Origin of the sequence: Mesorhizobium sp. B2-8-1 (assembly GCF_006440955.1) — a bacterium.
Lineage (GTDB): Bacteria > Pseudomonadota > Alphaproteobacteria > Rhizobiales > Rhizobiaceae > Mesorhizobium.
The window spans coordinates 175,413-200,365 of sequence record NZ_VFTX01000010.1 but is presented as its reverse complement, the minus strand read 5'-3'; the positions used below and the strand labels follow the sequence as shown (position 1 = coordinate 200,365).

The window sequence follows — 24,953 nt, the reverse complement described above, 5'->3', positions numbered from 1 at the left end:
AAATAGAAACACCGTGCCTGACGGCGGCTCACGAGGATAAATGCCCGGCAGGGAGCAAGCGCAGCGCAGGCCTAGGACGAGAAATTGCCGCCTTCTCCCCCACCCTCCTTCTCCGCCATTTCCTGCTTTAGCGTCGCGATGAACCGTCTTGTCCGTTCGCGCTCCGGATTGCCGAACAGCACCGCCGCGGGGCCCTTTTCGACGACAATGCCAGCCTCGAGGAACACCACCTCGCGAGCGATCTTTGAAGCAAGCCGCAGATCGTGCGTGGCCATCACCATCGTCGTCCCCTCGCTGGCGAGCCGGCCGAGCACGTCGACGACTTCCTGCGCCAGTTCCGGGTCGAGCGCGGAGGTCGGCTCGTCGCACAAAAGCACCTTTGGCGACGGCGCCAGCGCCCGGGCGATCGCTACCCGCTGCTGCTGGCCGCCCGACAGCGTTGCCGGCCAGGCATCGACCTTGTGCGCCATGCCGACCTTTTCCAGCAGCGCGAGCGCCCGTTCGCGCGCCCGTGCGTGGGGCCACTTCAGCACCGTCACCAGCCCTTCCATGACGTTCTCGATCGCGGTGCGATGCGGGAACAGTTGGAAGTTCTGGAACACCATGCCGGTCTGCAGCCGCAGCCGCTGAATGTCCCGGGCCGCCACCTTCGCTCCCGGATGGAACTCCAGCGCCTGATCGCCGATACGCACTGTGCCCGAAGTTGGGATCTCAAGCAGGTTGATGCAGCGCAGCAGCGTACTTTTGCCACCACCCGAAGGACCGACCAGCGCGGTGACGCTGCCTTCGGCAATGGCAACCGTCACGCCCTTCAGCACGAGATTGTCGCCGAAGCGCTTTTCGATGTTGGCAAGGTCGATCACGAGCGCGCCTCCAGGAACCCGCCATAGCGATTGAGCCGTGCCTCCAGCCGCGTCTGCAAGGCCGACAGCACCGAACTCATCGCCAGATAGAGGATCGCCGCCTCGACATAGAGGATCAGCGGCTCATAGGTGGTGGCGACGATACGCTGCGCGGCCTGGAACATTTCCGGCACGGTGATGGCGGCGGCCAGCGACGTGTCCTTGACCAGCGAGATGAAGGTGTTGGAGAGCGGCGGCACCGCCACGCGCCCAGCCTGCGGCAAGATGGTGCGGCGCATCGCCTGGCTCCAGGTCATGCCGATCGAATAGGCCGCCTCCCATTGCCCCTTTGGCACCGCGCCTATCGCCGCGCGAACGATTTCCGACGAGTAGGCCCCGATATTGAGCGTGAAGCCGATCAACGCTGCGGGAAACGCGTCAAGCAGGATGCCGACCGAGGGCAGGCCGTAGAAGATCAGGAACAGCTGCACCAAGAGCGGCGTGCCGCGGAATATCCACACGTAGAAGCGCGCCACCGCGACCAGGGGCATTGGCCCGAAGAGCCGGATCAGCGCGGTTCCAAGACCGACGCTCAAGCCAAGCACAAAGGACAGGAGCGTCAGCGGTACGGTGAAGATCAACGCGGCCCACAGCAGCGAAGGCAGCGATTCCAGCATGAGTTGCAGCCAGTGCGGCACGAAAGGGCTCCTTCTTGCGACTGCCGTATATCACGCGAAAGGCGGCGGGCCGTCAAAACGGTCCGCCGCCGGGCGATGTCGCGCGGGCCAACGGCCCGGCCGTAAATTACTTCGAAACGTCCTGTCCGAAATACTTGTCTGCGATCTTCTGATAGGTGCCGTCCGCCTTGATGTCGGCCAGCGCCTTGTTGATCGCGGCAACCAGTTCCGGATCGCCCTTGCGAACGATGACGCCGGAATAGTCGGCGTTCTCTTCCTGGGCCGCGATCTTCACATTGGCATCCGGCTTGTGCTTCTTGAAATCGAGGAAGGACAGGCTGTCATTGATGGTTGCGTCGGCGCGGCCAGTCAGAAGCAGCTGGATCGACTGGTCGAACCCGTCGGTGCCGACCAGTTCGGCGCCGTTGGCCTCGGCAAGCTTGCCGAAATTCGAAGTCAGCGACTGCGCCGACTTCTTGCCTTTGAGATCGGCGAAGCTCTTGATATCGGTGTTGTCGCCGCGCACGATCAGCACTGCCTTGGAGGCGATGTAGGGGTCGGAAAAATCGTATTTCGCCTTGCGGGCGTCGGTGATGCCGACTTCGTTGATGACCGCGTCATAGCGGTTGGCATCGAGGCCCGCGATCAGCCCGTCCCATTTGCCCTCGAGGAACTCTACCTTCACGCCGAGCTTTTCGCCGATCGCCTTGGCGATTTCGACATCGAAGCCGACCAGCGCTCCGCCGGCATCATGATAGGTAAAGGGTGCGTAGGTGCCCTCCGTGCCGACCTTGATGACGCCGGCCTGCTTGATCTGGTCGAGATTGGCGCCGGCATAGCCTGCGGTAACAGCCAGAACCTGCAAAGTTCCGGCGACGATGAGCGACTTGAGCCATTTCATTTTTCTGTGATCCCGTCCTGGCCTGATATCCGGCATGGTGTGAGTGCTGGAAATTGACAGATGTGAGTTGAAAAAATAAGGAATGGAATTTCAAAAACGTCCATTATTCGGAATGAGATTCTACAACTGACGTTTCTGGCGGTGCATCGAACCCGCCCTGAGTTTTTTCGCGCAGCTTCCACGCCGCGCCGCCGGCGGCGGAACCTTTCCCGCGCATGGCACGTTTTGCCTTCGTTGTAGGGCAGGACGCCGCCATTTCAAGTCGAGGCGGCTGCCGGGCTTCGAAATGAAATCCGTATCGCCTGAGCCAGGGAGCGCCTCATGATGGAAGACACGGCAGGACGGATTATGGTCCGCGCGGCAATGAGAGCTCCCTATCTCGAACGCGACGAGGAGTTGCGGCTGGCGCTGCGCTGGAAAAAGGACAACGACCAGAACGCGCTGCACAGCATCACCGTGGCGCATATGCGCCTGGTCATTTCCATGGCTTCCAAATTCCGCCACTATGGCCTGCCGCTTGGCGATCTGGTCCAGGAGGGCCATGTCGGCCTGCTCGAGGCCGCGGCCCGATTCGAGCCGGAGCGCGAAGTGCGGTTTTCGACCTATGCGACTTGGTGGATCCGGGCCTCGATGCAGGACTACATCCTGCGCAACTGGTCGATCGTGCGCGGCGGCACCAGCTCGGCGCAAAAGGCCCTGTTCTTCAACCTGCGACGCCTGCGCGCCCGGCTGGCGAATGGGGCGGCGGAGCCGCTGTCGAACAGGACGCTGTACCGCGAGGTTTCAGCGGCTCTCGGCGTCTCCGAAGCCGACGTCGCGCTGATGGATTCGCGGCTGTCGGCGCCCGACTCCTCCCTCAATGTCCCGCTTGCCGACGATGGCGGCGCGACCGAGCGGATGGACTTCCTGGTGTCGGACGATCCCTTGCCCGACGAGGTCGTCAGCGACACCATCGATATCGAACGCCGCTCGATATGGCTGAAGGCGGCGCTTGCCGCACTCAACGCGCGTGAGCTGCGCATCATCGAGGAGCGTCGGCTGAGCGACGAGGGCGCCACGCTCGAAGCGCTCGGCGAGACGCTTGGCATTTCCAAGGAACGCGTGCGCCAGATCGAGGCCCGCGCCATGGAAAAGCTGAAAGTGGCGCTGGTGAAGCAGAACCCGGAATTCCTCGCCACCGCCGCCTAAATCCATTCCAGGAAAACTACCTAGAAGTTTCTCGTCCCAAAAACGAGAGAGCGGGTCAGCGCCGATTATCGGCTATTTGTCGGTGACGATCTTGACCTTGTCGCCGGCCGAAACCGCAGCCCCCGGCGACAGCGCGTTGAGCACCCGGAACAGGTCGAGTTTGCGGTCGACGCCGACCATCTGCGCCGAAAGCGAACCCATCGTCTGCCCCGGCTGGACGGTGACCACGCGGATATGCAGCGGCTTCAGCGCCGCCTTTTCGGCGGCACTCAGAATGCGGAACGAGCCGCTGACGGAACGCGCCACGGTGTCGAGCGACGTGCTGGCGGATGGTGCCGCCGTCAGCAGCCGGTAGACCTGGCCGCCGGCGCGGATTACCGCGATATCGAACTGCCAGCCTTCGGCGCCTGCATGCGCCGTCGCCGCCTCGTTGCCGTTGATCGTTTCCTGCCTGACGCTCGCATCATCGAGACCGGCCACCCAGCCGCTCCTGATATAATCGGTCAGCGCACGGTTCTTGTCGATCGACACGCCGTCGAAGCGGATCGCAATGTCGCCCGGCCCGGTCGCCGTCACGGCGGCGGCCGAATTGTCGATGATAAAGCCCTCCGGCACCGAGAAGGACACGCCCAGGCCCGGATGCAGAAAGGTCTCGCCGCGCACATAGCCTTCTTCCGGCGTGTCGCCGTAGAGCAGGCCGTCTATGCCGGCGAGGAAGGCGTCGCGATCGCGGGTGCCGACGCCCGGCGGGCCGAACTGGCGGGCATGGCGTTGCGCAAGGTCGATACGCTGCGGCGTATTGGGATGCGTTGCCAGGAAATCGAGGCTGGCGTCGGTGGCGCCGCTGATCGAGCGGAAATCAGTGTAGGCCGACATGGACTGCAAGAAGCGGCCGGCGGCGTAAGGATCGTAGCCGGCTTCGCCGATCGACTTGATGCCGATCGCGTCGGCCTCCAGTTCCTGGTTGCGCGAAAACTGCGCCAGTCTCAGCTTGCCGCGGATCAGCGCCGCCTTGGCGGTCGGGCTGTCGCCGAGCACGTCGGAAACAACCTTGGTGGCGAGCCCCTCCTCGGCCTCGAGCTGCTGGCGCTGCAGGCCGTGGTTGGCGGTGACGTGGCCCATCTCATGCGCGATGACGGCGGCGAGCTCGGCCGAATCATTGGCCAGCGCCAGCAGGCCGCGCGTGACGTAGAGGTAGCCGCCCGGCAGTGCGAAGGCATTGACGTTGGGCGAATTGAGGATGGTGATACGATAGGTCTGGGTCGGGTTGGCCGACACCACCGTCAGGCTGCCGACGACCTTGGCGACCATGCGCTCGAGTTTGGGATCGGAATATTCGCCGCCATAGGTCGCCAGTATGCGTGGATGCTGCGCCTTGGCGAGTTCGGCCAACTTGTTATTGGCCGCGACATTGTCGACCGTGATCGGTTTGTCGGAAGGCTGGAAGCCGGATTCCTGGACTTCCGGAGGTGTGAACATCTGGCAGCTTGCCAGGGCTACGACAAAGCCAGCCAGCGCCAGAAAGCGCGCCAGCATTTTCCCTCTTGGTCTTTCCGTGCCGGTCGGCAGAACGGCTTCCTTTCGGGTCTGGCGCATGCCCGCGAAAATCGGGGCGATCCTCGCAAGGGCTCATGCGCAAATCAAAGCATTACAGCATCCACGCCATACCAACGCGCGGCGGATGCCGCAGCAAATCACGGCCTGCACCGGACCGGTACGGGGCGGACCTAGCCACACTACCTCTGTCATGGCAAGCAATCGCCCCGTCGCCAGGAGCCGGTTTGAGCGTAAATTATGTCCGCTTCCGGGCAATATCTCGTGATCCAGCCTCCCAGGCGCTTGTGCCAACATAGCGCCGGAAAACTTCAGGACCAGCCCCGGCAAAGAAATCATCCGCCTTGCCCTTGGCGGCAACCATGCCGTTGTCGAGGAACACCACCTCCTCACAAATACGGCGTGCGTCCTGTGGCTGGTGCGTGACGAACAGCAGCGTCATGCCCCGCTCGGCATGCACGTCGGCGACAAGATCGAGCATGTCGTCGCGCAAGGCCGGTCCGAGTGAAGCGAAAGGCTCGTCCAGAAGAAGCACCGGGCGGTTGCGAACCAGCACGCGCGCCAATGCGACACGCTGGCGTTCGCCTCCCGAAAGTTCGCGCGGCAGGCGTCTTTCCTTGCCCGCGAGGCCGGTGCGTGCGATCGCCTCCGCGATATCAGCGCGATCGGCCTCGGTCAGCCGCAGCGAGGGCGAGCGGCCGAGCCCGACATTCTCTTCGACCGAAAGATGGGCAAAAAGATTGTTTTCCTGGAATACCATCGACACCGGCCGCGCCGAAGGCGGCGCCGCGCCGACATCGGCGCCGCCGATCAGCACACGGCCGGACTGCGGCGTCTCGAAGCCCGCCACCAGATTGAGCAGCGTCGACTTACCCGAACCGCTCGGCCCCATGATGGCGGTGATTTTTGACTCGGCGAAATCGACATCGAAAACGAGCGGCGCGTCGCCGTAGCTGAACGAGACCGTGTCCAGCCGCACCTCGGCTCCCCTTGTCGCACCATTGGTGGCGCCCGCAGCCATCAGTCTCGTTCTCCCCTTCCCAGCCCGCTCGCCGCCACCACAAGCACAAGGCAGACCAGACCCAGCAGCAGCGCCAGGCCGGCGGCGTCCTCGGTGCGGTAGCTGCCCATGCGCGCCAGGAGAAGGTATGGCAAGGTCTGCACGGAATCACTGCCGAACAGTGCGATGACGCCGAGATCGCCAAGCGACAGCGCCATGGCAAACGCGAAGGCGGTGGCCAGCGGCCGTCGCAGCGACGGCCAGTCGACCAGCCGCAATCGGGGCCAGCCCGCTATTCCCAGAAGCGCGCAGAGCCGCTCATGGCGCTCGCTCGCCGCATCATAGGCGGGGCGGATGGCACGGATGGCGAAAGGCATCGCCATGACTGCATTGACGGTGACGACCATGACCGGGGCTATGGCAAAGACATCGCCGACATGGCGCAGCAGAAGGAACCAGCCGGCGCCGATGACGATGGGCGGCACGACCAGGACGAAGCCGGCGCCGGTGTCGGTGGCGTGTTCGAGCACGGTCCGCGGACCGGAGCGGCGCTTCAGGGCCAGCACGCGGCGCGCGATGGTGAGCGAAAGCGACAGCGCAACCGACAGCAGCGCCGACAGGAAGGCCAGCACGGCGCTGGTCAGCGTCGCCTGCCGCACCGCCGCCTCGCCGGCGAGACGACCGAGGTCGGCGCCGAGGCCTGACATCACCGTCGCCGTCATCGGCCCGGCGACAAACAAAAGGGCCAGCACGACGAGCGCCGCATTCAGCGCGGTCTCGGTCCTGCCGGCCGAGACGTAGCGGCGCGGCGCCACCGGCAGATTGGCGTCACCGGTGGTGTTGGCGCCGAGCCGCGTCAACGCCAGCACCACGACAAAGGTCAGCGCGATCTGCAGCAGCGTCAGCGCCACCGCCCGCGCGGGATCGAAATCGAAACGCAGCGCCTGGTAGATGCCGACCTCCAGCGTCGTCGCGCCGGGGCCGCCGCCCAGCGTCAACACGATCGTGAAGGATGTGATGCAGAGCATGAACACCAGGCCGGCGACGCCCGGCAGAGCGGCGCGCAGTGTCGGCCACTCGATCAGCCGGAAAGCCGGTGCGGCACCCATGCCGAGCTGGCTCGCCAGCCGCCATTGGTCGGCTTGGATGGTTTGCAGCACTTCGAGGAACAGCCGCGTGGCCAGCGGCAGGTTGAAGAAGACATGAGCAACGAGGATGCCGGAGAGGCCATAGATGCCCGGCCAATGGTAACCGCCGACGGCACCAAGAAAGCCGGCGAAATAGCCGGCGCGGCCGTAGAGCGCCAGGATGCCGAGCGCCGCCACGATCGCCGGCAGCGCCAGTGGCAGGGCGAAGAGCTGGAGGATGAAGCCGCGGCCGGGAAAGTGCGGATGCCGCGACAGCGCGCGAGCCACGAACAGGGCCGGCGCCACCGACAACAGCGTCGAAAGCGCCGCCTGCCACAACGTAAAGCGCACGACGCGCAGGAGATAAGGATCGAAGGCCGCCCAGGCGCCGGAGAAATCGTTCGCGCCTTCGAAGATAAGGCCCGCAAACGCGCCGCCGATCAGCAGCCCGATCGCCGCAAGCGCGAGGATACCGGCGGAGATGCGGGGGTCAGACGCGCGCTGCACGCTGCGCCACCCAAAGGACCTTTAGCGAGCGTCGCGTTCCTTCGCGCCCCCCTCTGTCCTGCCGGACATCTCCCCCACTTGGGGGGAGATTGGCTGCTTCAGCGCTCCACCCTCTCCTGTGACGTCGCCAATTGGCGAAAGCCGTCGTGACGGCCAATCTCCCCCCTCGTGGGGGAGATGTCCGGCAGGACAGTGGGGGGCGCTGTAGAGCACTCATCATCCGATCATACGACCAAACTACTTGCTCATCACCGCCAGCCATTCATCCACCCATGCCTTGCGGTTGGCCGCGACCTCCTCGGGACTGAACAGCAAGGTTTTGGTCGGTTTGACCAGTCTGTCGAAGGCCGGATTGAGCGGCTTGTCGGTCTTGCCGGCCGGGAACATCCAGTTGGTCTCGGGGATGGCATCCTGGAATTTCGGCCCGGTCATGAAGGCGATGAACTTTTCCGCCAGCGGATTTTTGGCTCCCGTCGTGGTGATGCCGGCGACCTCGATCTGCAGATACTCGCCCTCCTCAAAGGAAGCGGCCTGGTAGCGCTCGGTGTTCTCGGCAACCATGTGGTAGGCGGGCGAGGTCGTGTAGGACAGCACCATCGGCGCCTCGCCCTTGGTGAACAGGCCGTAGGCCTCGCTCCAGCCCGGCGTCACGGTCAAGACCTTCGCCTTGAGCTTGGCCCAGGCCTCCGGCGCCTTGTCGCCATAGACCGACTTCACCCACAACAGCAGGCCGAGGCCCGGCGTCGAGGTGCGCGGATCCTGGATAACGATCTTGTCGTCGGCACTGCCCTCGACCAATTCCTTCAGGCTCTTGGGCGGCGTCTTCAGCTTCTGCGTGTCATAGACGACGGCGAAATAGCCATAGTCGTACGGGACAAAGATGTCGTCGTTCCAGCCGCCCGGCACATTGAGCCCGGTCACGGCGCCATGCGGCGCAAACAGGCCAGTGGCCTTGGCATCGGCGGTGAGATTGGTGTCGAGGCCAAGCACGATGTCGGCCTTGGTCGCGGCCCCTTCCAGCTTGACGCGGTTGAGCAGCGCGACGCCGTCGGCAACCGAGACGAAGTCGACATCGCAGCCGCATTCGGCCTCGAATTCCTTCTTCACCACCGGGCCGGGGCCCCAGTCGGCGGTAAAGCTCTCATAAGTGTAGACGGTGAGCTTGTCCTTGGCTAAGGCCGGCCCGGACAGAACCACGACCATTGCAGAGACAAGGGCGTATAAAAGCGTGCGCATCGGCGCCTCCTTCGTTCGGGTTAAAGGAATTGAGGCGTCGGACTGTCCGAAACGTCTAATCCCTCCGCCGGTACAAACCGGATCAGGTTCAGCGGGTTGGCGAGACTGCCTCTCAGCCGGTCCGCGAAATATCGCGTCCGGCACCCCGTTAGAGCGCCTCGACACATAGGCCCGGCTGGTGAACCGCGCAAGTGGCTGTTTGCCGGCCTTCCGTTTCCGCTGCCGGGCTGGTAAGGGCCACACGATATGAGCACATTCACCATCCTGCTTGGCGGCGATCTCATCCGCACGCCACGGCTCGACCGTCAGGTCGAGGGAACCCGCGTCATCGCCGCCGATGCCGGCATCGGCCATGCAAGCACGCTCGGCCTTGTGCCGGAACTGTGGGTCGGCGATTTCGATTCCGTGCCCGCCGGCCTGCCGGATGAGTTGGCCGCCGTGCCGCGCCGAACCTTCCCGGCAGAGAAGGACGCCACCGATGGCGAACTCGCGATATCGGCCGCCCTGGAGCGCGGCGCGACCAGCCTCGTGCTTGCCGGCGCCTTCGGCGGCAAGCGCGCCGACCATGCCTTCCTGCACATGGCGCTCGCCCTGCGGCTGGCCGGGGCCGGGACAAAGGTGCTGTTGACCAGCGGCGCGCAGGAAGGCATGCCCCTGGCGCACGGCACGGTCCGCTTCGACTATACAGACGGCACCCTGTTCTCGATCCTGGGTTTTTCCGAGCTTGCCGGGCTGACCGTCGCCGGCGCGAAATGGCCGCTTGACCGCGTCAAGGTCGCGTTCGGCTCATCGCTGACCATCTCTAATGAGGTCAAGGGCAGGCTCGAGATCGCGCTGGGAGCGGGGCGCGCGCTGCTGCTCGCCCATCCCTATCCCTTGCCAGAAAGCTGACATGGCGCCGCCTCTTCTCAATCTCGACGGAATAAAACTGACGTTCGGCGGCACGCCCCTGCTCGACGGCGCCGACTTGGCTGCGTCGGCAGGCGACAAGATCGCGCTGGTCGGCCGCAACGGGTCCGGCAAGTCGACGCTGCTCAAGATCGCCGCCGGCCTGATCGAGCCGCAGGACGGCGAGGTGTTCCGCCAGCCATCGGCGACCGTCCGCTATCTGCCGCAAATGCCCGACATGGACGGGTTCGCAACCGTGCGCGCCTATGTCGAGGCCGGGCTCGGTCCCGCCGACGATCCTTATCGCGCCAGCTACCTGATGGAGCATCTCGGCCTCTCGGGCGAGGAGCAGCCGGGCGACCTCTCCGGCGGCGAGGCCAGGCGCGCCGCCCTTGCCCGCGTCATGGCGCCGGAGCCCGATATCTTGCTGCTCGATGAGCCGACCAACCATCTCGATCTCTCGGTGATCGAATGGCTGGAAGAGGAGCTCGTCCGCACCTCCTCGGCCCTCATCGTCATCTCGCACGACCGCCGTTTCCTCGAGCGCGTCTCGCGCGCCACCGTGTGGCTCGACCGGGGCCAGACACGCCGGCTGGATAAGGGCTTCGGCCATTTCGAGGAATGGCGCGACCAGGTGCTTGAGGAAGAAGAGCGCGAACAGCACAAGCTCGGCCGCCAGATCGTGCGCGAGGAACACTGGCTGCGCTATGGCGTGACGGCGCGGCGCAAGCGCAACATGCGCCGCCTGGGCGAATTGCAGACCATGCGCCAGCGTTTTCGCGGCCATCGCGGCGCCGAAGGCACCGCGACCATGGTGGCCAGCGACGCCGCCGAATCCGGCAAGCTGGTGATCGAGGCCAGGAACATCGAGAAGAGCTTTGGCGACCTCACCGTGGTCAAGGGGTTCTCGACCCGCATCCAACGCGGCGATCGCGTCGGCCTCGTCGGGCCGAACGGCGCCGGCAAGACGACGCTTCTGAAGATGCTGACCGGAGAATTGCAGCCGGATGCCGGTTCGGTGCGGCTCGGCACCAATCTGGAGATCGCCACGCTCGACCAGAAGCGCGAGGCGGTCGATCCGCAGGAGACGCTGGCTCAGTATCTCACCGACGGGCGCGGCGAGAACCTTGTCATCAATGGCGAGCAGCGCCACGTCGTCTCCTACATGAAGGATTTCCTGTTCAAACCGGAACAGGCGCGCACGCCGGTGCGCGAGCTGTCCGGCGGCGAACGCGCGAGGCTGATCCTGGCGCGTGTGCTGGCGCGGCCGGCCAACCTTCTGGTGCTCGACGAGCCCACCAACGATCTCGACATGGAGACGCTGGAGTTGCTGCAGGAACTGGTCGCCGGCTTTGCCGGTACGGTCATCCTGGTCAGCCACGACCGCGATTTCCTCGACCGCACCGTCACCAGCATCATCGCGCCGGACGACGGCGGCCGCTGGGTCGAATATGCCGGCGGCTATTCCGACATGCTGGCGCAGCGCGGCGGTACCAGGCTCGACGACCGCAAGGCGCGCGCGAAGGCGGATGCAAGCGAGGCCCCGACGGCCAAGGCGGACAGCGCCACCGCCAAAGCCCCGGCAAAAAAACTCTCGTTCAAGCAGAAATTCGCGCTGGAATCGCTGCCCAAGAAGATCGAGGCGGTCACAGCCTCGATCTCGCGGCTGGAGAACAACATCGCCGATCCCGCCTATTACGAGCGCGATCCGGCCTCGTTCCAGAAGACCATCGCCGCCCTCGACAAGGAGCGCGCGACACTGGCGGCACTGGAGGAAGAGTGGCTCGAACTGGAGATGTTGCGCGAGGAGATGGAGGGGTGAGGATGGTATGCGCTACGTTATGCGCTTAAAAGAGGGCTGTCTCCGTGCTTCAATCGACGACAAAACCTCAGCGAAAGTCTGTCAATACATCCGTTGACGCTCAGCTGATCAAAGACGCCAAAGCGTCGGATATCAATCTCTCGCGCGCCGCCGAGGCGGGTATTGCGAAGGCCATCGCGGCGGAAAAAACGCGTCGATGGCAAGAGGAGAACTTTGAGGCGATTGTGAGCTCCAACGCCTATGTCGAGCGGAACGGGTTGCCATTGGCCACACGCCCGCTGTTTTGATGGCCCGTTACGATCTCTATCGGAATGCCGGAGGCAGTGGTTACCTTGTCGATGTTCAGTCCGACCTTCTTGAGAGGCTGAACACGAGAGTCGTCATTCCGTTGATGCCGCCCGACACAGCCCCCGTTCCTGGCCGCCGGCTCTGCCTTGATGGCCACTGAATTGCCGGATGCCGAGGGAAATCTCTCCAAGCACCACGACGACATCGTCGCCGCGCTCGACATGCTGTTCCAAGGCTTCTGACCGGAGCCGACCGTTGCCGTCGGCTCAGCCCGCCGTCTTCGCCTGCCAAGCCTTGATCGCCTCGTCGAACACCTTCTCGCCGGGAATGCCTTTTTCCATCGTCAGCAACGCTCGTCGTCCGGTCTTGTAGACGACCGGCACGTCGATCCAGTCCTGTCCCCGAAGCAAGGTCAGATTGGCGTCCTCGTCGGCCTTGGTATCGTTGAGCGCGACGAGGAAGAAGCCGTCGGCGATCTTGGCCGGAATGCCGATCAGCGGGCTGCCGGCATCCTGCTCGGAACTCTTCATGGCCACGCGCAGGATGTTGTCGACGCCGCCGCCTTCGAAACCGTCGGGTGTCAGGAAGATCATCTCGATGATGTGGCTGGCCGGCAGCGTCTGGTCAGTGTTGCGGCGGATGGTCATGCGCAACTGGATGTCCTTGCCGGGAATGGTCGCCTCGGCGCGGATCGCCGGCTCAGGCGGCAGGTCGCCGCCGGGCGATTCCTGCACCAGCGACCAGACGATGTTGCCCGGCTCGGCCGAACCCTGCGCGGTGCTGGTGCGCTCCTCATAGAAGATCGCCTTCTGGCCGACCGGCAGAGAGGTTTGCGTCGGCGCACCGGCAGGCGAGGGCGGCGTGGCGGCATTGTCAGCCGGCGCCGCGGGTGCGGTCCCATTGGCGGGTGGCGCCGCCGGCGCAGCGCCCGGTGCAGGGGGCGTGGTCCCGGCGGGCGCGCCTGCGGCCGGCGTGCCTCCTGCCGGAGCCGACAAGGCCGGGGTGGTCGTGGCTGAAGGCGGCGTCGTCAGCGCCGCGACGGACTCGCCCTCGCCCACGCCGCTCTGTCCGCCGGCCGGGCCAGGATCGACCTCGCTTCCTTGCGGTGTCAGTCTTTGAGTGAACTTCGGTGTCCCTTCGGGCTCGGCACCGCTAGCCGCAGGTGCCGGGGGCGTTGCCGCCGCATCGCTCGCCGGCTTGGCGGGTGTCGATTTGACCGGCTCGGTCGTCGCGACCTTGCTGCCGCCGCCCAGACCCAGCATCTTGCCGAAGGCATCCTTGTTCAGCCAGATGCCATAGCCGCCGCCGGCAATGACCAGCAACGCAACGGCAGCGGCAATCAGCCCGCCATAGCTGCGCTTGCGTTCAGCCGGACGCAAGCGCTGGAAAGTGTCGGCGGCCGCAGCCTCTTCGTCGCTCGCAAAGACATCGGCATGCTCGTCGTCCTGACCCACATCCATGCCAGGCTGAGCCCTGTCGTCGAACTCCGGGGCCGGCTGCACCGGTACGGGCTTTTGCCAGTTCGGCTCGACCTCGGCGGCGGGCGATGCAGGCCTGGAGATGTCGGGCTCCGGAGCGGGGGGCGGCGGCTTGTAGGGTTCAGCCTTCGAGGCAGGCGCTGCCGGCCAGGCCGGCTCCGCCTTTACCGGCTGTTTGGTATGGTTCGACTGGTTCTTGTTGCGATCGATGGAGGAAAATATGTGCTCCAGTTCGGCAAGCGGATCGGTCTCCGGCACGCTTTTGGCATATTCGCGCTCGAGCCTCGATATGGCGTCTTCCAGGCCGCGCTTCTGCCTTTCGGCTTCCGACGGCGAAAGCGGCGGCTCGCGCTCGGCAATCTTCTTTGCAATCGTCGAGCGCGCTTTGTCGTAGACTTTGGCCCGCAGCTCCGGCGTAGGATCGCCAAAATTGTTTATCGTATCCCTCAGAGCAGAAACGAAATCTTTCGCCATGCGTCAGTCGACCTGTATTGTGCTCCGGGCCGGCCTCCGCAAATCAGCCGCAACGCCCGGAAAGGCTTGAGAAACTAGTCTTGAAACGGATCGGTCACAAGTATCGTGTCGTCCCGTTCCGGGCTGGTGGAGAGGAGCGCGACCGGCGCGCCGATCAACTCCTCGATATGGCGGACATATTTGACGGCCTGGGCCGGAAGGTCGTTCCAGCTGCGCGCGCCGGCGGTGGTGCCTTTCCACCCCTCCAGCGTCTCGTAGATTGGCTCGACGCGGGCCTGCGCGCCCTGGCTGGCGGGTAGATAGTCGATCGTCTCGCCGTCGAGGCGGTAGCCGGTACAGACCTTGATCTCGTCCAGCCCGTCAAGCACATCGAGCTTGGTCAGGGCGATGCCCTTGATGCCGTTGACGGCGACGGCCTGGCGCACCAGCACCGCGTCGAACCAGCCGCAGCGGCGCTTGCGGCCGGTGACGACGCCGAATTCATGGCCGCGCGTGCCGAGGAATTCACCGATCTCGTTCTGCTGCTCGGTCGGGAACGGACCTTCGCCTACGCGCGTCGTATAGGCCTTGGTGATGCCAAGCACATAGCCGATGGCGCCCGGGCCCACGCCGGCACCGGCTGCCGCCTGGCCGGCGACGGTGTTGGACGAGGTGACAAACGGATAGGTGCCATGATCGATGTCGAGCAGCGTGCCTTGCGCGCCCTCGAACAGGATGCGCTCGCCGGCCCGGCGCTTGTCGTCGAGCACCTTCCAGACCCGGTCCATGTAGGGCAGGATTTCGCCGGCGACCGAGGTCAGCTCTTGCATGACCGCGTCATGCGTGGCTTCGGCATGGCCAAGGCCGCGACGCAGTGCATTGTGATGCGTCAACAGCCTGTCGACCTTCAAGGGTAGTGTTTCCAAATCCGCCAGATCCATCACCCGCACCGCGCGCCGGCCCACCTTGTCCTCATAGGCGGGGCCGATACCGCGGCGGGTCGTGCCAATCTTGGTCCCGGAATTTGAGGCGGCGTCCTCGCGGAAGCCGTCCAGTTCCCGGTGCAGGGACAGGATAAGCGCTGTGTTTTCGGCTATTTTCAGGCGCTCCGGCGTTACCTCGACGCCTTGCCCCTTGAGCTTCGCCACTTCGGCAACGAATGCGTGCGGATCGAAGACGACGCCATTGCCGATGATGGACAGCTTGCCCTGCCGCACGACGCCCGACGGCAACAGCGACAGCTTGTAGACCTTGCCGTCGACGACCAGCGTGTGGCCGGCATTGTGGCCGCCCTGGAAACGCACCACGACATCGGCGCGCTCCGATAGCCAGTCGACGATCTTGCCCTTGCCTTCGTCACCCCATTGCGAGCCGACGACCACCACATTGGCCATGTTTCTTTTCCTTCGAGGCGCCGCCGCGCGGCTTGGATACGGTTCGAAACGACAGGCCTCTATAACGTCAAGAGCAGGCCGATGCGACCTTTCTTTGCCGCCGAAAATGGGCTGAGGCACAACAATTTTCAGCTTTGACATCATTTACTTGTCCAGGCGGGGGCAATAGGCCGGCAGGCACGCCCCATTCACCTCCTCCCCGTTGCGACCCGCCATGCACCGAAGCGCCTACATGTTCCTGCTGCTCACCACCTTGCTGTGGGGCGGCAACTCGGTGGCCGGCAAGCTGGCGGTCCATCACGTCTCACCGATGACGCTGGTCTTCCTGCGCTGGGTGCTGGCGGTAGCGATCCTGCTGCCGATCGGCTGGAATGCGCTGAAAAGAGATTGGCCCGTCGTGCGCAGGCACTGGTTCGTGCTCGCCGCACTTGGCGCCAGCGGCTTCACCTTGTTCAACACGATCTTCTATACGGCGCTCAATTACACGACCGCGATCAACGTTTCGATCGAGCAGGCGGCAATGCCTATCCTGATCATCGTAGCCAATTTCATCTTCTTCCGCCTGCGCGTGAACTGGGCGCAGATCGCCGGCGTGGTGCTGACGATCTTCGGCGTCATCCTGACCGCCTGCCACGGCGATCCGCGCCGGCTGCTGACATTGGAGCTCAATTTCGGCGACGCCATCATGCTGGTCGCGGTCATTCTCTATAGCGGCTATTCGGTCGGATTGCGGCTGAAGACGGCCATGCAATGGCAGAGCCTGATGCTGGCCATGTCGCTCGCCGCGCTCGTCACCTCGCTGCCGTTCTTCCTATGGGAAATCGCGGCCGGCAAGGTCATCGTTCCCGACGCACGCGGCTGGGCGGTGATCGTCTATACTGCGATCGGCGCCTCGGTCGTCTCGCAGATATTCTACATCAGGGGCAATGAGCTGATCGGCGCCAACCGGGCCGGCCTGTTCATCAACCTGGTGCCGATCTTCGGCACTCTGCTTTCGGTGCTGATCGTCGGCGAGACATTCCAGCTCTACCAGGCGTTGGCGCTCGTCCTCGTGCTGGGCGGCATCGCGCTTGCCGAATATAGCGGCCGCAAGGCAGCCATGCCGAGGCCCCGGTAAACTCGCTTCGCGCCCCGATCGTCAGCCTTGAGGAGAGCGTCGGCTCGCCCGGCAATTCGCAGGACTACTGCAATTCCTCGCGCACCGCCGCCACGTCGTCGGACGATACTGCCGGGGCGGCATTGCCCCAGCTGCCGCGCACGTAAGTGAGGGCGTCGGCGATCTCCTGATCCTTCAGGCGCCACGCCAGCGAGGGCATCGCCGGCGTCGTCGGCGCGCGGGCCGTATGCACGGCCTGGCTTCCCGCCAGAACGGCCCGGGCAAGCGTTTCGGTGCTGGCCTGTGCTACGATCGAATTGCCGGCGAGCGGCGGGAAAAGAGCCCCGGCGCCCCGGCGCCGTCTCCACCATGGCAGGCCGAGCAATTGTCATGGTAGATCGCCTCGCCAGCGGCCATGCGGGTTTCGTCGGGCTGGGGCGCCTGGGAAACCATGCGCTGCTTTGCACGCTGCGAAAATGATCAGGCATCGGGGCAGCTAAGGTCAGCCGCAGACGCCCCGCTATCGCAAAGGCAAGTATCCTCAGACGGACGATCAAGACCATCCAGGCTTGCCGGAAGGCGGCATCGGCATCAATCGGCGGACCGATTGATGCCGATGCCGGAAAACACTCCATGCGCGGAGCATCGCGATCGTGCAGTTGCAGCCTGTGCGGGACGAGCCCTACACGCTGCCGACGTCGAACTGTAGCCGCTTGGCCGAATCGATCGATTTGTGCGCCCGCACCTGCTCCAGCACTTTTTCCGGGAACGGTGCGTCGAGATAGAGCAGCGCGATGGCATCGCCCCCTGGCCGGTTGCGGCCGAGCTGGAAGTTGGCGATGTTGACGCCGTTCTCGCCGCACACCGTGCCGAGCAGGCCGATAATGCCCGGCGCGTCGGCATTGGTCGTATAGAGCATGTGCTGGCCGACCTCGGCATCGAGATTGATGCCCTTGATCTGTATGAAGCGCGGCTTGCCGTCGGAAAAACAGGTGCCGGCGATCGAGCGCGTCATATGCTCGGTCTTGACCGTCAGCTTGATATAGCCGTCGAACACGCCCGATTTGTCGCGCTTGACCTCGGCGACGATGATGCCGCGCTCCTTCACCATGATTGGCGCCGACACCATGTTGACGTCGGCTACCTGCGGCCTGATCAGCCCGGCAAGGGCCGCGCTGATCAGCGCGCGCGTATTCATCGTCGCGGTCGAGCCGTCGAACAGGATTTCCACCTCCTTGATCGGGTCCTCGGTGACCTGGCCGACAAAGGCGCCAAGCACTTCGGCGAGCTTGACGAAGGGCTTGAGCCGCGGCGCTTCCTCCGCGGTGATCGACGGCATGTTGATGGCGTTGGAGACGGCGCCCTTGATCAGATAGTCGGCCATCTGTTCGGCGACCTGCAGCGCGACGTTCTCCTGTGCTTCCGCCGTCGAGGCACCGAGATGGGGGGTGGCCACCACATTCTCCATGCCGAACAATGCGTTCTGTTCGGCCGGCTCGGCCTCGAACACGTCGATGCCGGCGCCGGCCACCTTGCCGCTCTTCAGCGCCGCCACCAGGTCGGCTTCGACGACCAGCCCGCCACGGGCGCAGTTGATGATGCGCACGCCGTCCTTCATTTTGGCGATCGCGGCGGCATCGATGATGTTGCGCGTCTTGTCGGTCAACGGCGTGTGCAGCGTGATGAAGTCCGCGCGGGCGAAGAGCTCGTCCAGTTCAACCTTGTCGACGCCGAGTTCCTCGGCGCGTTTGTCCGACAGGAACGGATCGAAGGCGACGACATGCATCTTCAGGCCGACGCCGCGCGTGGCGACGATCGAGCCGATATTGCCGCAGCCGATGACGCCGAGCGTCTTGCCGGTGATCTCGACGCCCATGAAGCGGTTCTTTTCCCATTTGCCTGCATGCGTCGAGGCGTTGGCTTCCGGGATCTGGCGGGCGAGCGCGAAGATCATCGCTACCGCATGCTCGGCTGTCGTGATCGAATTGCCGAACGGCGTGTTCATCACGATAATGCCCTTGCGGCTGGCCGCCGGTATGTCGACATTGTCGACGCCGATACCGGCCCGGCCGACGACCTTGAGCCTGGTGGCGGCATTGATCAGCTTCTCGGTAACCTTGGTCGCCGAGCGGATGGCGAGGCCGTCATACTGGTCAATCACTTCAAGCAGCTTCTCCTTGTCCTTGCCGAGATCTGGAAGATAGTCGACCTCGATGCCGCGATCCCTAAAGATCTGAACAGCGGTGGTGGAAAGTTTATCCGAGACGAGAACGCGAGGCATGGGATTGGTCCTTGTTGTTTACCCCACCCGCCTTCGCTTCGCTCAGGCATCTTCTCCACGGGGGAGAAGGTCAGGCGCCGATCTTTCTCCCCTTGTGGGAGAAGGTGGCCGCGAAGCGGCCGGATGAGGGCTGTTCCAGAAAATAACTGTTGAGTTTCAGGCCGCCGCTTTCAGCGACGCCTTCTGGCCGGCGAAGGCCCAGTCGAGCCAGGGCAGCAGAGCTTCGAGATCGGAGGTCTCGACCGTTGCGCCGCACCAGATGCGCAGGCCAGGCGGCGCGTCGCGATAGGAACCGATGTCATAGGCGACACCTTCCTTGTCGAGCGCTGAAACCAGACCCTTGGCGAAGGCCGCCTGTGCGTCGGCGTCGAGTGCAGCGACTTGTCCGTCGGTGAAGGACAGGCAGACGGACGTGTTCGACCGCGTCGCCGGCTCTACGGCGAGATGGCCAAGCCAGGAGGATTTCGCGACGAAACGGTCGAGCACGGCCGCGTTGGCGTCGGCCCTGGCGACCAGCGCATCGAGGCCGCCGATCGATTTCGCCCAGCTGAGCGCGTCGAGATAGTCCTCGACGCACAGCATCGACGGCGTGTTGATGGTTTCGCCCTTGAAGATGCCTTCGATCAATTTGCCGCCCGAGGTCAGGCGGAAGATCTTCGGCAGCGGCCATGCAGGCTTATAGCTCTCCAGCCGCTCGACGGCGCGGGGCGACAGGATCAGCATGCCATGCGCGCCTTCGCCGCCCAGCACCTTCTGCCAGGAGAAGGTCACGACATCGAGTTTCTCGAAGTCGAGCTTCTGCGCGAAGGCGGCCGATGTCGCGTCGCAGATGGTCAGACCCTTGCGATCGGCCGGGATGAAATCGCCGTTCGGCACGCGCACGCCCGAGGTCGTGCCGTTCCAGGTGAAGACCACGTCGCGGTCGAAATCGATCTTGCCGAGATCCGGCAGTTCGCCGTAACCGGCCTCGAGCTTGCGCACATCGGCAAGCTTCAACTGCTTGACCACGTCGGTGATCCAGCCGGAGCCGAAACTCTCCCAGGCGACCATGTCGACGCCGCGCTCACCCAGCAGCGACCAGAGTGCCATCTCGACGGCGCCTGTATCAGACGCCGGCACGATGCCGATGCGGTAGTCGGCAGGAACCTGGAGAATTTCGCGCGTCAGCGCGATCGCCTGTTCGAGCTTGGTCTTGCCGATCTTGGCGCGATGGGAACGGCCGAGCGCGGCAGCTTTCAGCGCCTCGACCGACCAGCCGGGACGTTTCGCGCAGGGACCTGAGGAAAAATTGGGGTTTGCCGGACGGAATCCGGGCTTCGTATGCGTCGTCATCGTGGTCTATCCTTCCAGATAGTGGCCCCTCGTTGGGGAGGGGTGGCCCACGGACGGCGATATGCGCTCGGGCTTCGGGCGTCAAGGGGAAAGTTTTTGTCGCGGGCAGGATACTGGCGATCCGCGATCAGTATCTCGTGAGCTTCAAACGCAAACGGCGGACCGAAGAGATCCGCCGCCAGGGTTCATGTATGCCAGCCTACTACCAGAGATCGTAGCGTAGCCCGAGCTTAACCTGATGATTGCTGATTCCCTTGTGGACCGGAAACGAGGTCAGGCTCTCGGCCGTCACATATTCAGCGTCGGGCGCCGAGAAATACTGATAGCCGAGATCGACGGAAACATTCTTCGACACCTGATAGACAAGGCCGGCATTCAGCGTGTAAGCGAAGGAATACTTGGTCTTGTCGTCACTCAGGCCGAAGTCGTCGGTTGGATCGCCATTGTCGGTGAAATAGCTCGCCGAGAGCTTGTGCGTGCTCCTGACGATGCCGATGCCGGCGCCGAGATAGGGTGTTATGCCGACATAGGTACCAAGGTCGACATAGCCGTTGAGCATGCCTGAAAAGGCATAGTTCTTCAGGGACGCCGACGCTAGGGTCGCCTCTGCCGCGGTCGCTGAATCGTCATAGCCAATGCCGATCTTGTTGCCGGGCAGGTAACCCAGATTGAGATCGGCACGCAGATAATCGTTGAAGTGGTAGCCGAAGCCGATGCTGGCGAAGACCGGGTCTTCCTCGTTGTCGAAGCTCGCCGGCGTGAAGGCGAAATCCTCATTCTTGAAGCTCTTCTCTACCAGGTAGGAGACATCGCCGCGCAGATACCAGCCCGAGCCGACCTCGACCGGCACGTAGTCGGGCGCCTGGTCGACATAGACCGGGGGATCATAGTCGGCGGCCAGCGCAGGCGTCAGCGGCATGATGGCGAATGTGGCAAGCACCGGCGCCATACGCGATGTGAGTTTCATGATCCCCTGCTCCCGATTTCGGCGCCACCAGACGGCAGCCATCGTTTCAGGAAGCATTGTTAACCATAGTGGTTAAGTCGGGGTTAAGGCTAACAGAGCGTTAGCGAATGATTTTCGGCAGCCAGACAAGCGAAAACCGCCCGGCTGATGCCGGGCGGTTTCGGACCGTTGGATGGTCGGATGTTACTTGGTGTAGATCGGCTCGGGTTCGGGCTGATAGGCCACCGTCGGCGCGGCGCAACCGTTGTTGCCGCCGAACTGGTACCGCAGGCCGCCGCGCACCTCATGCGTGTCGATGCCGCGGTCGAAGCCCGGCCCGGCGCTGCTGATATCCCACTCGAACATGCGGCCGCCCTGGATGTGGCTGTAGCGATAGCCCGCGTCCAGGATCAGCTTGTCGGTCAGGCAGTAGGAAGCGCCGGCCATGAGCGCGTAGGCAAAGCGCCAGCTTTTCGCACCGGGGTTGAACTCGGTGGTGTTCGGGTCCCTGACATCGTCCCATCTGACATGCGCGCCGCCGATGCCGGCGCCGACATAGGGCGTGATGCCGTGATAGGTGCCGAGATCGACATAGGCGTTGGCCAGCAGCAGCAAGGCGCTCATTTTCGACACTTCGGTCGACGTCGAGAAAGCGTCCGAGGTTCCGCCGTCGAAGTTCGACTTGAACCAGTAATCGGCGGTCAAATCCGTACGAAAATGATCGTTGATCTTGTAGCCGACGCCGGCGCCGAGCGAGAAGCCGCCCTTGAGCTTGCCGAAATCGAAGCTCCTGTCGCCGGGAATGACGTTACAATTACAGGGATCGATGGTGTAGGTCGTGTAATCGATGCCGCGCACTTTCGACTTGTGGTAGTCGAGATCGCCGCGAATGTACCAGCCGCCGACATCGACTGGCTGCTCGTATACCGGCGGCGGCGCCTCTTCGACCACCGGCTCCGGAAGGTCGGCCGCGAACACCGGCCATGCCAGGCCCGCGAACAGCGCGGCGAACAGGGCCTTTCTTGCTGTATTGAACATGCTTGTCACCCCTAGAAACCCTCGGAACAGCGGTCGCGTCCGAATGAGATTGGCTTTCAGGCGTGGATAATGAATTGCAAAGGTTAAAAGGCATTTAACCCTGTCTATTAACCACGAATCTCGAGCATTTGAGGAATTCGGATGGTTCCACGTGTCTCGAGCCAGTTTCGCAGGCAAACAAAAGCCCGCCGGACGGGCGGGCTTCTAAGCAATCAGAGCGGCGTCGGCCCTCCGAATGCACCTGAGATCAGGCGGCGCTGCGTGTTTCCGAGATGACCTCGACGATGTCGTTGACGACGGCCTCGACCAGCTGCGGGTCGTCGCCCTCGGCCATGACACGGATCAGCGGCTCGGTGCCGGACGGCCGGATGACGAGCCGCCCCGCCTTGCCGAGGCGTTGACGGGCGTCCTCGATCGCAGCCTTGACCGGAGCTTCCTCGAGCGGCTTGCCGCCGGCGATGCGGACGTTCTTGAGGAGTTGCGGCACCGGCTCGAACTTCTTCGACAATTCGCTGACCGGCCGGCCCTGCCGCTTGATGCAGGCCAGCACCTGCAGCGCCGAAACCAGGCCGTCGCCCGTGGTCGAGAAGTCCGACAGCACGATGTGGCCCGACTGCTCGCCGCCGACATTGAGCCCGTGCGCGCGCATATGCTCGACGACATAGCGGTCGCCGACCTTGGTGCGGTGCAATTGCAGCTTCATGTCGCCGAGGAAGCGTTCGAGGCCGAGATTGGACATGACCGTCGAAACGACGCCACCGCCGGCAAGCCGCCCGCTCTGGTGCCAGGACTCGGCGATCATTGCCATGATCTGGTCGCCGTCGACGATCGCGCCGTTCTCGTCAACGATGACGACACGGTCGGCATCGCCGTCGAGCGCGATGCCGATGTCGGCGCGCACCTCGTGCACTTTCTTCTGCAGGCCTGCCGGATGGGTCGAGCCGCATTCCTTGTTGATGTTGAAGCCGTTGGGCTCGACATTGATGGCCACCACTTCGGCGCCCAGCTCCCAAAGCGCCTCGGGGGCAACCTTGTAGGCGGCGCCATTGGCGCAATCGACGACGATCCTCAAACCTGAAAGCGACATCGAACGCGGCAAGGTGCGCTTTGCAAACTCGATGTAGCGGTCATGCACGCCATCGACGCGCTTGGCGCGACCAAGTCCGTCGGAATCGGCGAGTGCCAGTTCGATATCCTTGTCCAGCATGCTCTCGATGCGCTCTTCGATCTCGTCGGAGAGCTTGTAGCCGTCGGGACCGAATAGCTTGATGCCATTGTCGTAATAAGGATTGTGCGAGGCCGAGATCATGACGCCGATATCGGCGCGCAGCGAACGCACCAACATGGCGACCGCCGGCGTCGGGATGGGGCCGAGCAGGAACACGTCCATGCCGGCGGCGCAGAGGCCCGCCACCATGGCGTTCTCGATCATGTAGCCGGAAAGTCTGGTGTCCTTGCCGAGCACCACACGGTGACGATGGCTGCCGCGCTGGAAGGACAGGCCGGCCGCCATGCCGACCCTCATCGCGATTTCCGCCGTCATTGGAAACTTGTTGGCGCGCCCGCGAATACCGTCCGTGCCGAAATAATTTCCTGCCATGCTAGTCAGTGTCCCCGGTGGTTCTTGCCCGGTACGTCATGCCATAATTGGCCGGCGCACTACGATCACATTTCGTGATTATCTGTTACCAATCCTTTAGAAAACCCTTGTTGTGCATTGCACACAGACTGGCGCAACCTAGCGTGATGGCGCTGCCTCGCCACAATATACCATGCCTGTGGACCATTCGACATGGATTTACCCACAAATTCTTGTCTTCCAGCCGGCAACAGGCAACGATTTCATCACCTTGCCGGCAGAAGCCGGGTTTCGGCGATGTATTCGCCACTTAGCATCTGGCGCAACCGACCGTTGAGCGTTATTGATTTGCTGGGACGTATAATGGGCTGCTGCAACGGAGAAACGCTATGCTCATCCACCGACTTGCCACTTTGACCGGCCTTGCGGTCGCGACGTTATTCCTGGCCGCGCCAGCCAACGCGCTGACGATGGCCGAGTGCAGCACGAAGTATAACGCGGCCAAGGACGCGGGGACACTTGCCGGCCAGACCTGGAACCAGTTCCGCAAGGCGCAGTGCGGCACTGATGCCGCCGCGACAGCCAAGCCCGACGCCAAGGCAGCGGACACCAAGGCGGCCGATACGAAGCCGGCCAAGGCGACCAAGGCTGCGGCCGCCGCCGACGACGGAGCCAAAGGCCTGACCGCAAAGGAATGCAGCACCAAGTACCAGGCGGCCAAGGCCGCCGGCACGCTCAACGGCATGAAGTGGAACGACTTCCGCAAGAGCGAATGCGCCACCGGCGCGTCCGCTGCCGCCGGCGCATCCGCTGCCGCCGCCACCAAACCGGCGACCACCAAGGCGGCGACCACGGCTGCGGCGACCGACAGCTCGGGCAAGGGCCTGAGCATGGCCGACTGCAGCAGCAAGTACCAGGCTGCCAAGACCGCCAATACGCTCAACGGCATGAAGTGGAACGACTTCCGGAAGGCCGAATGCGGCGCCAGCGCCTCGGACGATGATACCGTCCCGGCTCCAACAGAGGCGACCTACACCAAGGAGCCGGCAAAGCCGACTGTCGCTGCGCCGAAGGGCGTGAGTTTCCCGACCGCAATCTCGCCGAAATTCGCCACCGAAACCCCGGCCAAGGCCCGCATGCATACCTGCCTCCAGCAGTACTATGCCAACAAGGACGCCAACACGCTTGGCGGCTTGAAGTGGATCCAGAAGGGCGGCGGCTTCTACAGCCTGTGCAATGCCAAGCTGAAGAGCTGAGCGACAGCACTATTTGAGGAAAGTAAGGCCCGCGAGCCGCAGGGTTCGCGGGCTTTTTTGCCCGCAGCTT

The 24,953-nt window shown here is 63.8% G+C and carries 23 protein-coding genes and 1 riboswitch; of the genes, 7 read left to right on the top strand and 16 right to left on the bottom strand.

Annotation, left to right across the window (positions count from 1 at the left end; all coding sequences use genetic code 11):
- Positions 1 to 71: 71 nt before the first annotated feature.
- The 3 genes from FJ428_RS23960 to FJ428_RS23950 all read right to left on the bottom strand — a co-directional run bounded on the left by FJ428_RS23960 (position 72) and on the right by FJ428_RS23950 (position 2,420).
- Positions 72 to 863, bottom strand: coding sequence for an amino acid ABC transporter ATP-binding protein (locus tag FJ428_RS23960; RefSeq protein WP_140566896.1), 792 nt, complete (start codon positions 861 to 863; stop codon positions 72 to 74).
- Entirely contained in the window at positions 860 to 1,540 is a 681-nt protein-coding gene (locus FJ428_RS23955) for an ABC transporter permease subunit (RefSeq protein WP_140550874.1), read from the bottom strand. Before FJ428_RS23955 ends, FJ428_RS23960 begins: the two co-directional genes overlap by 4 nt.
- 106 nt (positions 1,541 to 1,646) lie before the next feature.
- A complete protein-coding gene (locus tag FJ428_RS23950; RefSeq protein ID WP_140624989.1) occupies positions 1,647 to 2,420 on the bottom strand; it encodes an amino acid ABC transporter substrate-binding protein in 774 nt (257 codons plus the stop codon).
- Between the two features lie 321 nt (positions 2,421 to 2,741).
- Between FJ428_RS23950 and FJ428_RS23945 the strand changes: the two genes are divergently transcribed.
- A complete protein-coding gene (locus FJ428_RS23945) occupies positions 2,742 to 3,608 on the top strand; it encodes an RNA polymerase factor sigma-32 (RefSeq protein WP_140493315.1) in 867 nt (288 codons plus the stop codon).
- Between the two features lie 72 nt (positions 3,609 to 3,680).
- Here the strand turns inward: FJ428_RS23945 and FJ428_RS23940 are convergent, their stop codons facing one another.
- The 4 genes from FJ428_RS23940 to thiB all read right to left on the bottom strand — a co-directional run bounded on the left by FJ428_RS23940 (position 3,681) and on the right by thiB (position 9,032).
- Entirely contained in the window at positions 3,681 to 5,144 is a 1,464-nt protein-coding gene (locus tag FJ428_RS23940) for a M48 family metalloprotease (RefSeq protein WP_140493312.1), read from the bottom strand.
- A 256-nt stretch (positions 5,145 to 5,400) separates the two neighbouring features.
- Positions 5,401 to 6,183, bottom strand: a complete 783-nt coding sequence (gene thiQ / locus FJ428_RS23935) for a thiamine ABC transporter ATP-binding protein (RefSeq protein ID WP_140880370.1) — start codon at positions 6,181 to 6,183, stop codon at positions 5,401 to 5,403.
- Positions 6,183 to 7,796, bottom strand: a complete 1,614-nt coding sequence (thiP, locus tag FJ428_RS23930; RefSeq protein ID WP_140880369.1) for a thiamine/thiamine pyrophosphate ABC transporter permease — start codon at positions 7,794 to 7,796, stop codon at positions 6,183 to 6,185. Before thiP ends, thiQ begins: the two co-directional genes overlap by 1 nt.
- 237 nt (positions 7,797 to 8,033) lie before the next feature.
- Positions 8,034 to 9,032, bottom strand: a complete 999-nt coding sequence (gene thiB, locus FJ428_RS23920; RefSeq protein WP_140554930.1) for a thiamine ABC transporter substrate binding subunit — start codon at positions 9,030 to 9,032, stop codon at positions 8,034 to 8,036.
- Positions 9,033 to 9,074: 42 nt separating this feature from the next.
- Positions 9,075 to 9,190, bottom strand: a riboswitch (TPP riboswitch).
- A gap of 88 nt (positions 9,191 to 9,278) precedes the next feature.
- Between thiB and FJ428_RS23915 the strand changes: the two genes are divergently transcribed.
- The 4 genes from FJ428_RS23915 to FJ428_RS23900 are packed head-to-tail and all read left to right on the top strand — an operon-like array spanning position 9,279 to position 12,190.
- Positions 9,279 to 9,923, top strand: coding sequence for a thiamine diphosphokinase (locus FJ428_RS23915; RefSeq protein WP_140759257.1), 645 nt, complete (start codon positions 9,279 to 9,281; stop codon positions 9,921 to 9,923).
- A 1-nt stretch (position 9,924) separates the two neighbouring features.
- Complete coding sequence (locus FJ428_RS23910; protein ID WP_140880368.1) at positions 9,925 to 11,742, top strand: ABC-F family ATP-binding cassette domain-containing protein; 1,818 nt, start codon at positions 9,925 to 9,927, stop codon at positions 11,740 to 11,742.
- Positions 11,743 to 11,786: 44 nt separating this feature from the next.
- On the top strand, positions 11,787 to 12,029 hold the full coding sequence (locus FJ428_RS23905) for a type II toxin-antitoxin system CcdA family antitoxin (RefSeq protein WP_140880367.1): 243 nt from the start codon (positions 11,787 to 11,789) through the stop codon (positions 12,027 to 12,029).
- Complete coding sequence (locus FJ428_RS23900) at positions 12,029 to 12,190, top strand: CcdB family protein (RefSeq protein WP_318012467.1); 162 nt, start codon at positions 12,029 to 12,031, stop codon at positions 12,188 to 12,190. Before FJ428_RS23905 ends, FJ428_RS23900 begins: the two co-directional genes overlap by 1 nt.
- A gap of 106 nt (positions 12,191 to 12,296) precedes the next feature.
- Here the strand turns inward: FJ428_RS23900 and FJ428_RS23895 are convergent, their stop codons facing one another.
- On the bottom strand, positions 12,297 to 13,982 hold the full coding sequence (locus FJ428_RS23895) for a hypothetical protein (protein WP_140880366.1): 1,686 nt from the start codon (positions 13,980 to 13,982) through the stop codon (positions 12,297 to 12,299).
- A 74-nt stretch (positions 13,983 to 14,056) separates the two neighbouring features.
- Entirely contained in the window at positions 14,057 to 15,355 is a 1,299-nt protein-coding gene (locus FJ428_RS23890) for an adenylosuccinate synthase (RefSeq protein ID WP_140493285.1), read from the bottom strand.
- Between the two features lie 214 nt (positions 15,356 to 15,569).
- Between FJ428_RS23890 and FJ428_RS23885 the strand changes: the two genes are divergently transcribed.
- Positions 15,570 to 16,472, top strand: a complete 903-nt coding sequence (locus FJ428_RS23885; protein ID WP_140880365.1) for a DMT family transporter — start codon at positions 15,570 to 15,572, stop codon at positions 16,470 to 16,472.
- 64 nt (positions 16,473 to 16,536) lie between these two features.
- Here FJ428_RS23885 and FJ428_RS30805 read toward each other — a convergent pair whose 3' ends face one another.
- The 7 genes from FJ428_RS30805 to glmM form a co-directional block, all read right to left on the bottom strand.
- Positions 16,537 to 16,764 (bottom strand): hypothetical protein, encoded by a 228-nt coding sequence (locus FJ428_RS30805; RefSeq protein ID WP_348642862.1) that lies wholly within the window; start codon positions 16,762 to 16,764, stop codon positions 16,537 to 16,539.
- Positions 16,758 to 16,868: a c-type cytochrome gene (locus tag FJ428_RS30800; RefSeq protein ID WP_246675793.1), complete on the bottom strand. Its 111-nt coding sequence runs from the start codon at positions 16,866 to 16,868 to the stop codon at positions 16,758 to 16,760. Before FJ428_RS30800 ends, FJ428_RS30805 begins: the two co-directional genes overlap by 7 nt.
- A 265-nt stretch (positions 16,869 to 17,133) precedes the next feature.
- Positions 17,134 to 18,732, bottom strand: coding sequence for a phosphoglycerate dehydrogenase (serA, locus tag FJ428_RS23875; RefSeq protein WP_140517561.1), 1,599 nt, complete (start codon positions 18,730 to 18,732; stop codon positions 17,134 to 17,136).
- Positions 18,733 to 18,888: 156 nt separating this feature from the next.
- The gene (locus FJ428_RS23870; RefSeq protein WP_140525054.1) at positions 18,889 to 20,064 is read right to left on the bottom strand and encodes a phosphoserine transaminase; all 1,176 of its coding nucleotides are present in this window, start codon (positions 20,062 to 20,064) and stop codon (positions 18,889 to 18,891) included.
- A 202-nt stretch (positions 20,065 to 20,266) separates the two neighbouring features.
- Positions 20,267 to 21,031: an outer membrane protein gene (locus FJ428_RS23865; RefSeq protein WP_140880364.1), complete on the bottom strand. Its 765-nt coding sequence runs from the start codon at positions 21,029 to 21,031 to the stop codon at positions 20,267 to 20,269.
- Between the two features lie 183 nt (positions 21,032 to 21,214).
- Positions 21,215 to 22,048 (bottom strand): outer membrane protein, encoded by an 834-nt coding sequence (locus FJ428_RS23860; RefSeq protein WP_140493269.1) that lies wholly within the window; start codon positions 22,046 to 22,048, stop codon positions 21,215 to 21,217.
- A gap of 247 nt (positions 22,049 to 22,295) precedes the next feature.
- Entirely contained in the window at positions 22,296 to 23,648 is a 1,353-nt protein-coding gene (glmM, locus tag FJ428_RS23855) for a phosphoglucosamine mutase (RefSeq protein WP_140493266.1), read from the bottom strand.
- 368 nt (positions 23,649 to 24,016) lie between these two features.
- Here glmM and FJ428_RS23850 point away from each other — a divergent pair, with 368 nt between their 5' ends.
- Positions 24,017 to 24,883, top strand: coding sequence for a hypothetical protein (locus FJ428_RS23850; RefSeq protein ID WP_140493263.1), 867 nt, complete (start codon positions 24,017 to 24,019; stop codon positions 24,881 to 24,883).
- The last annotated feature ends 70 nt before the right edge of the window (positions 24,884 to 24,953 follow it).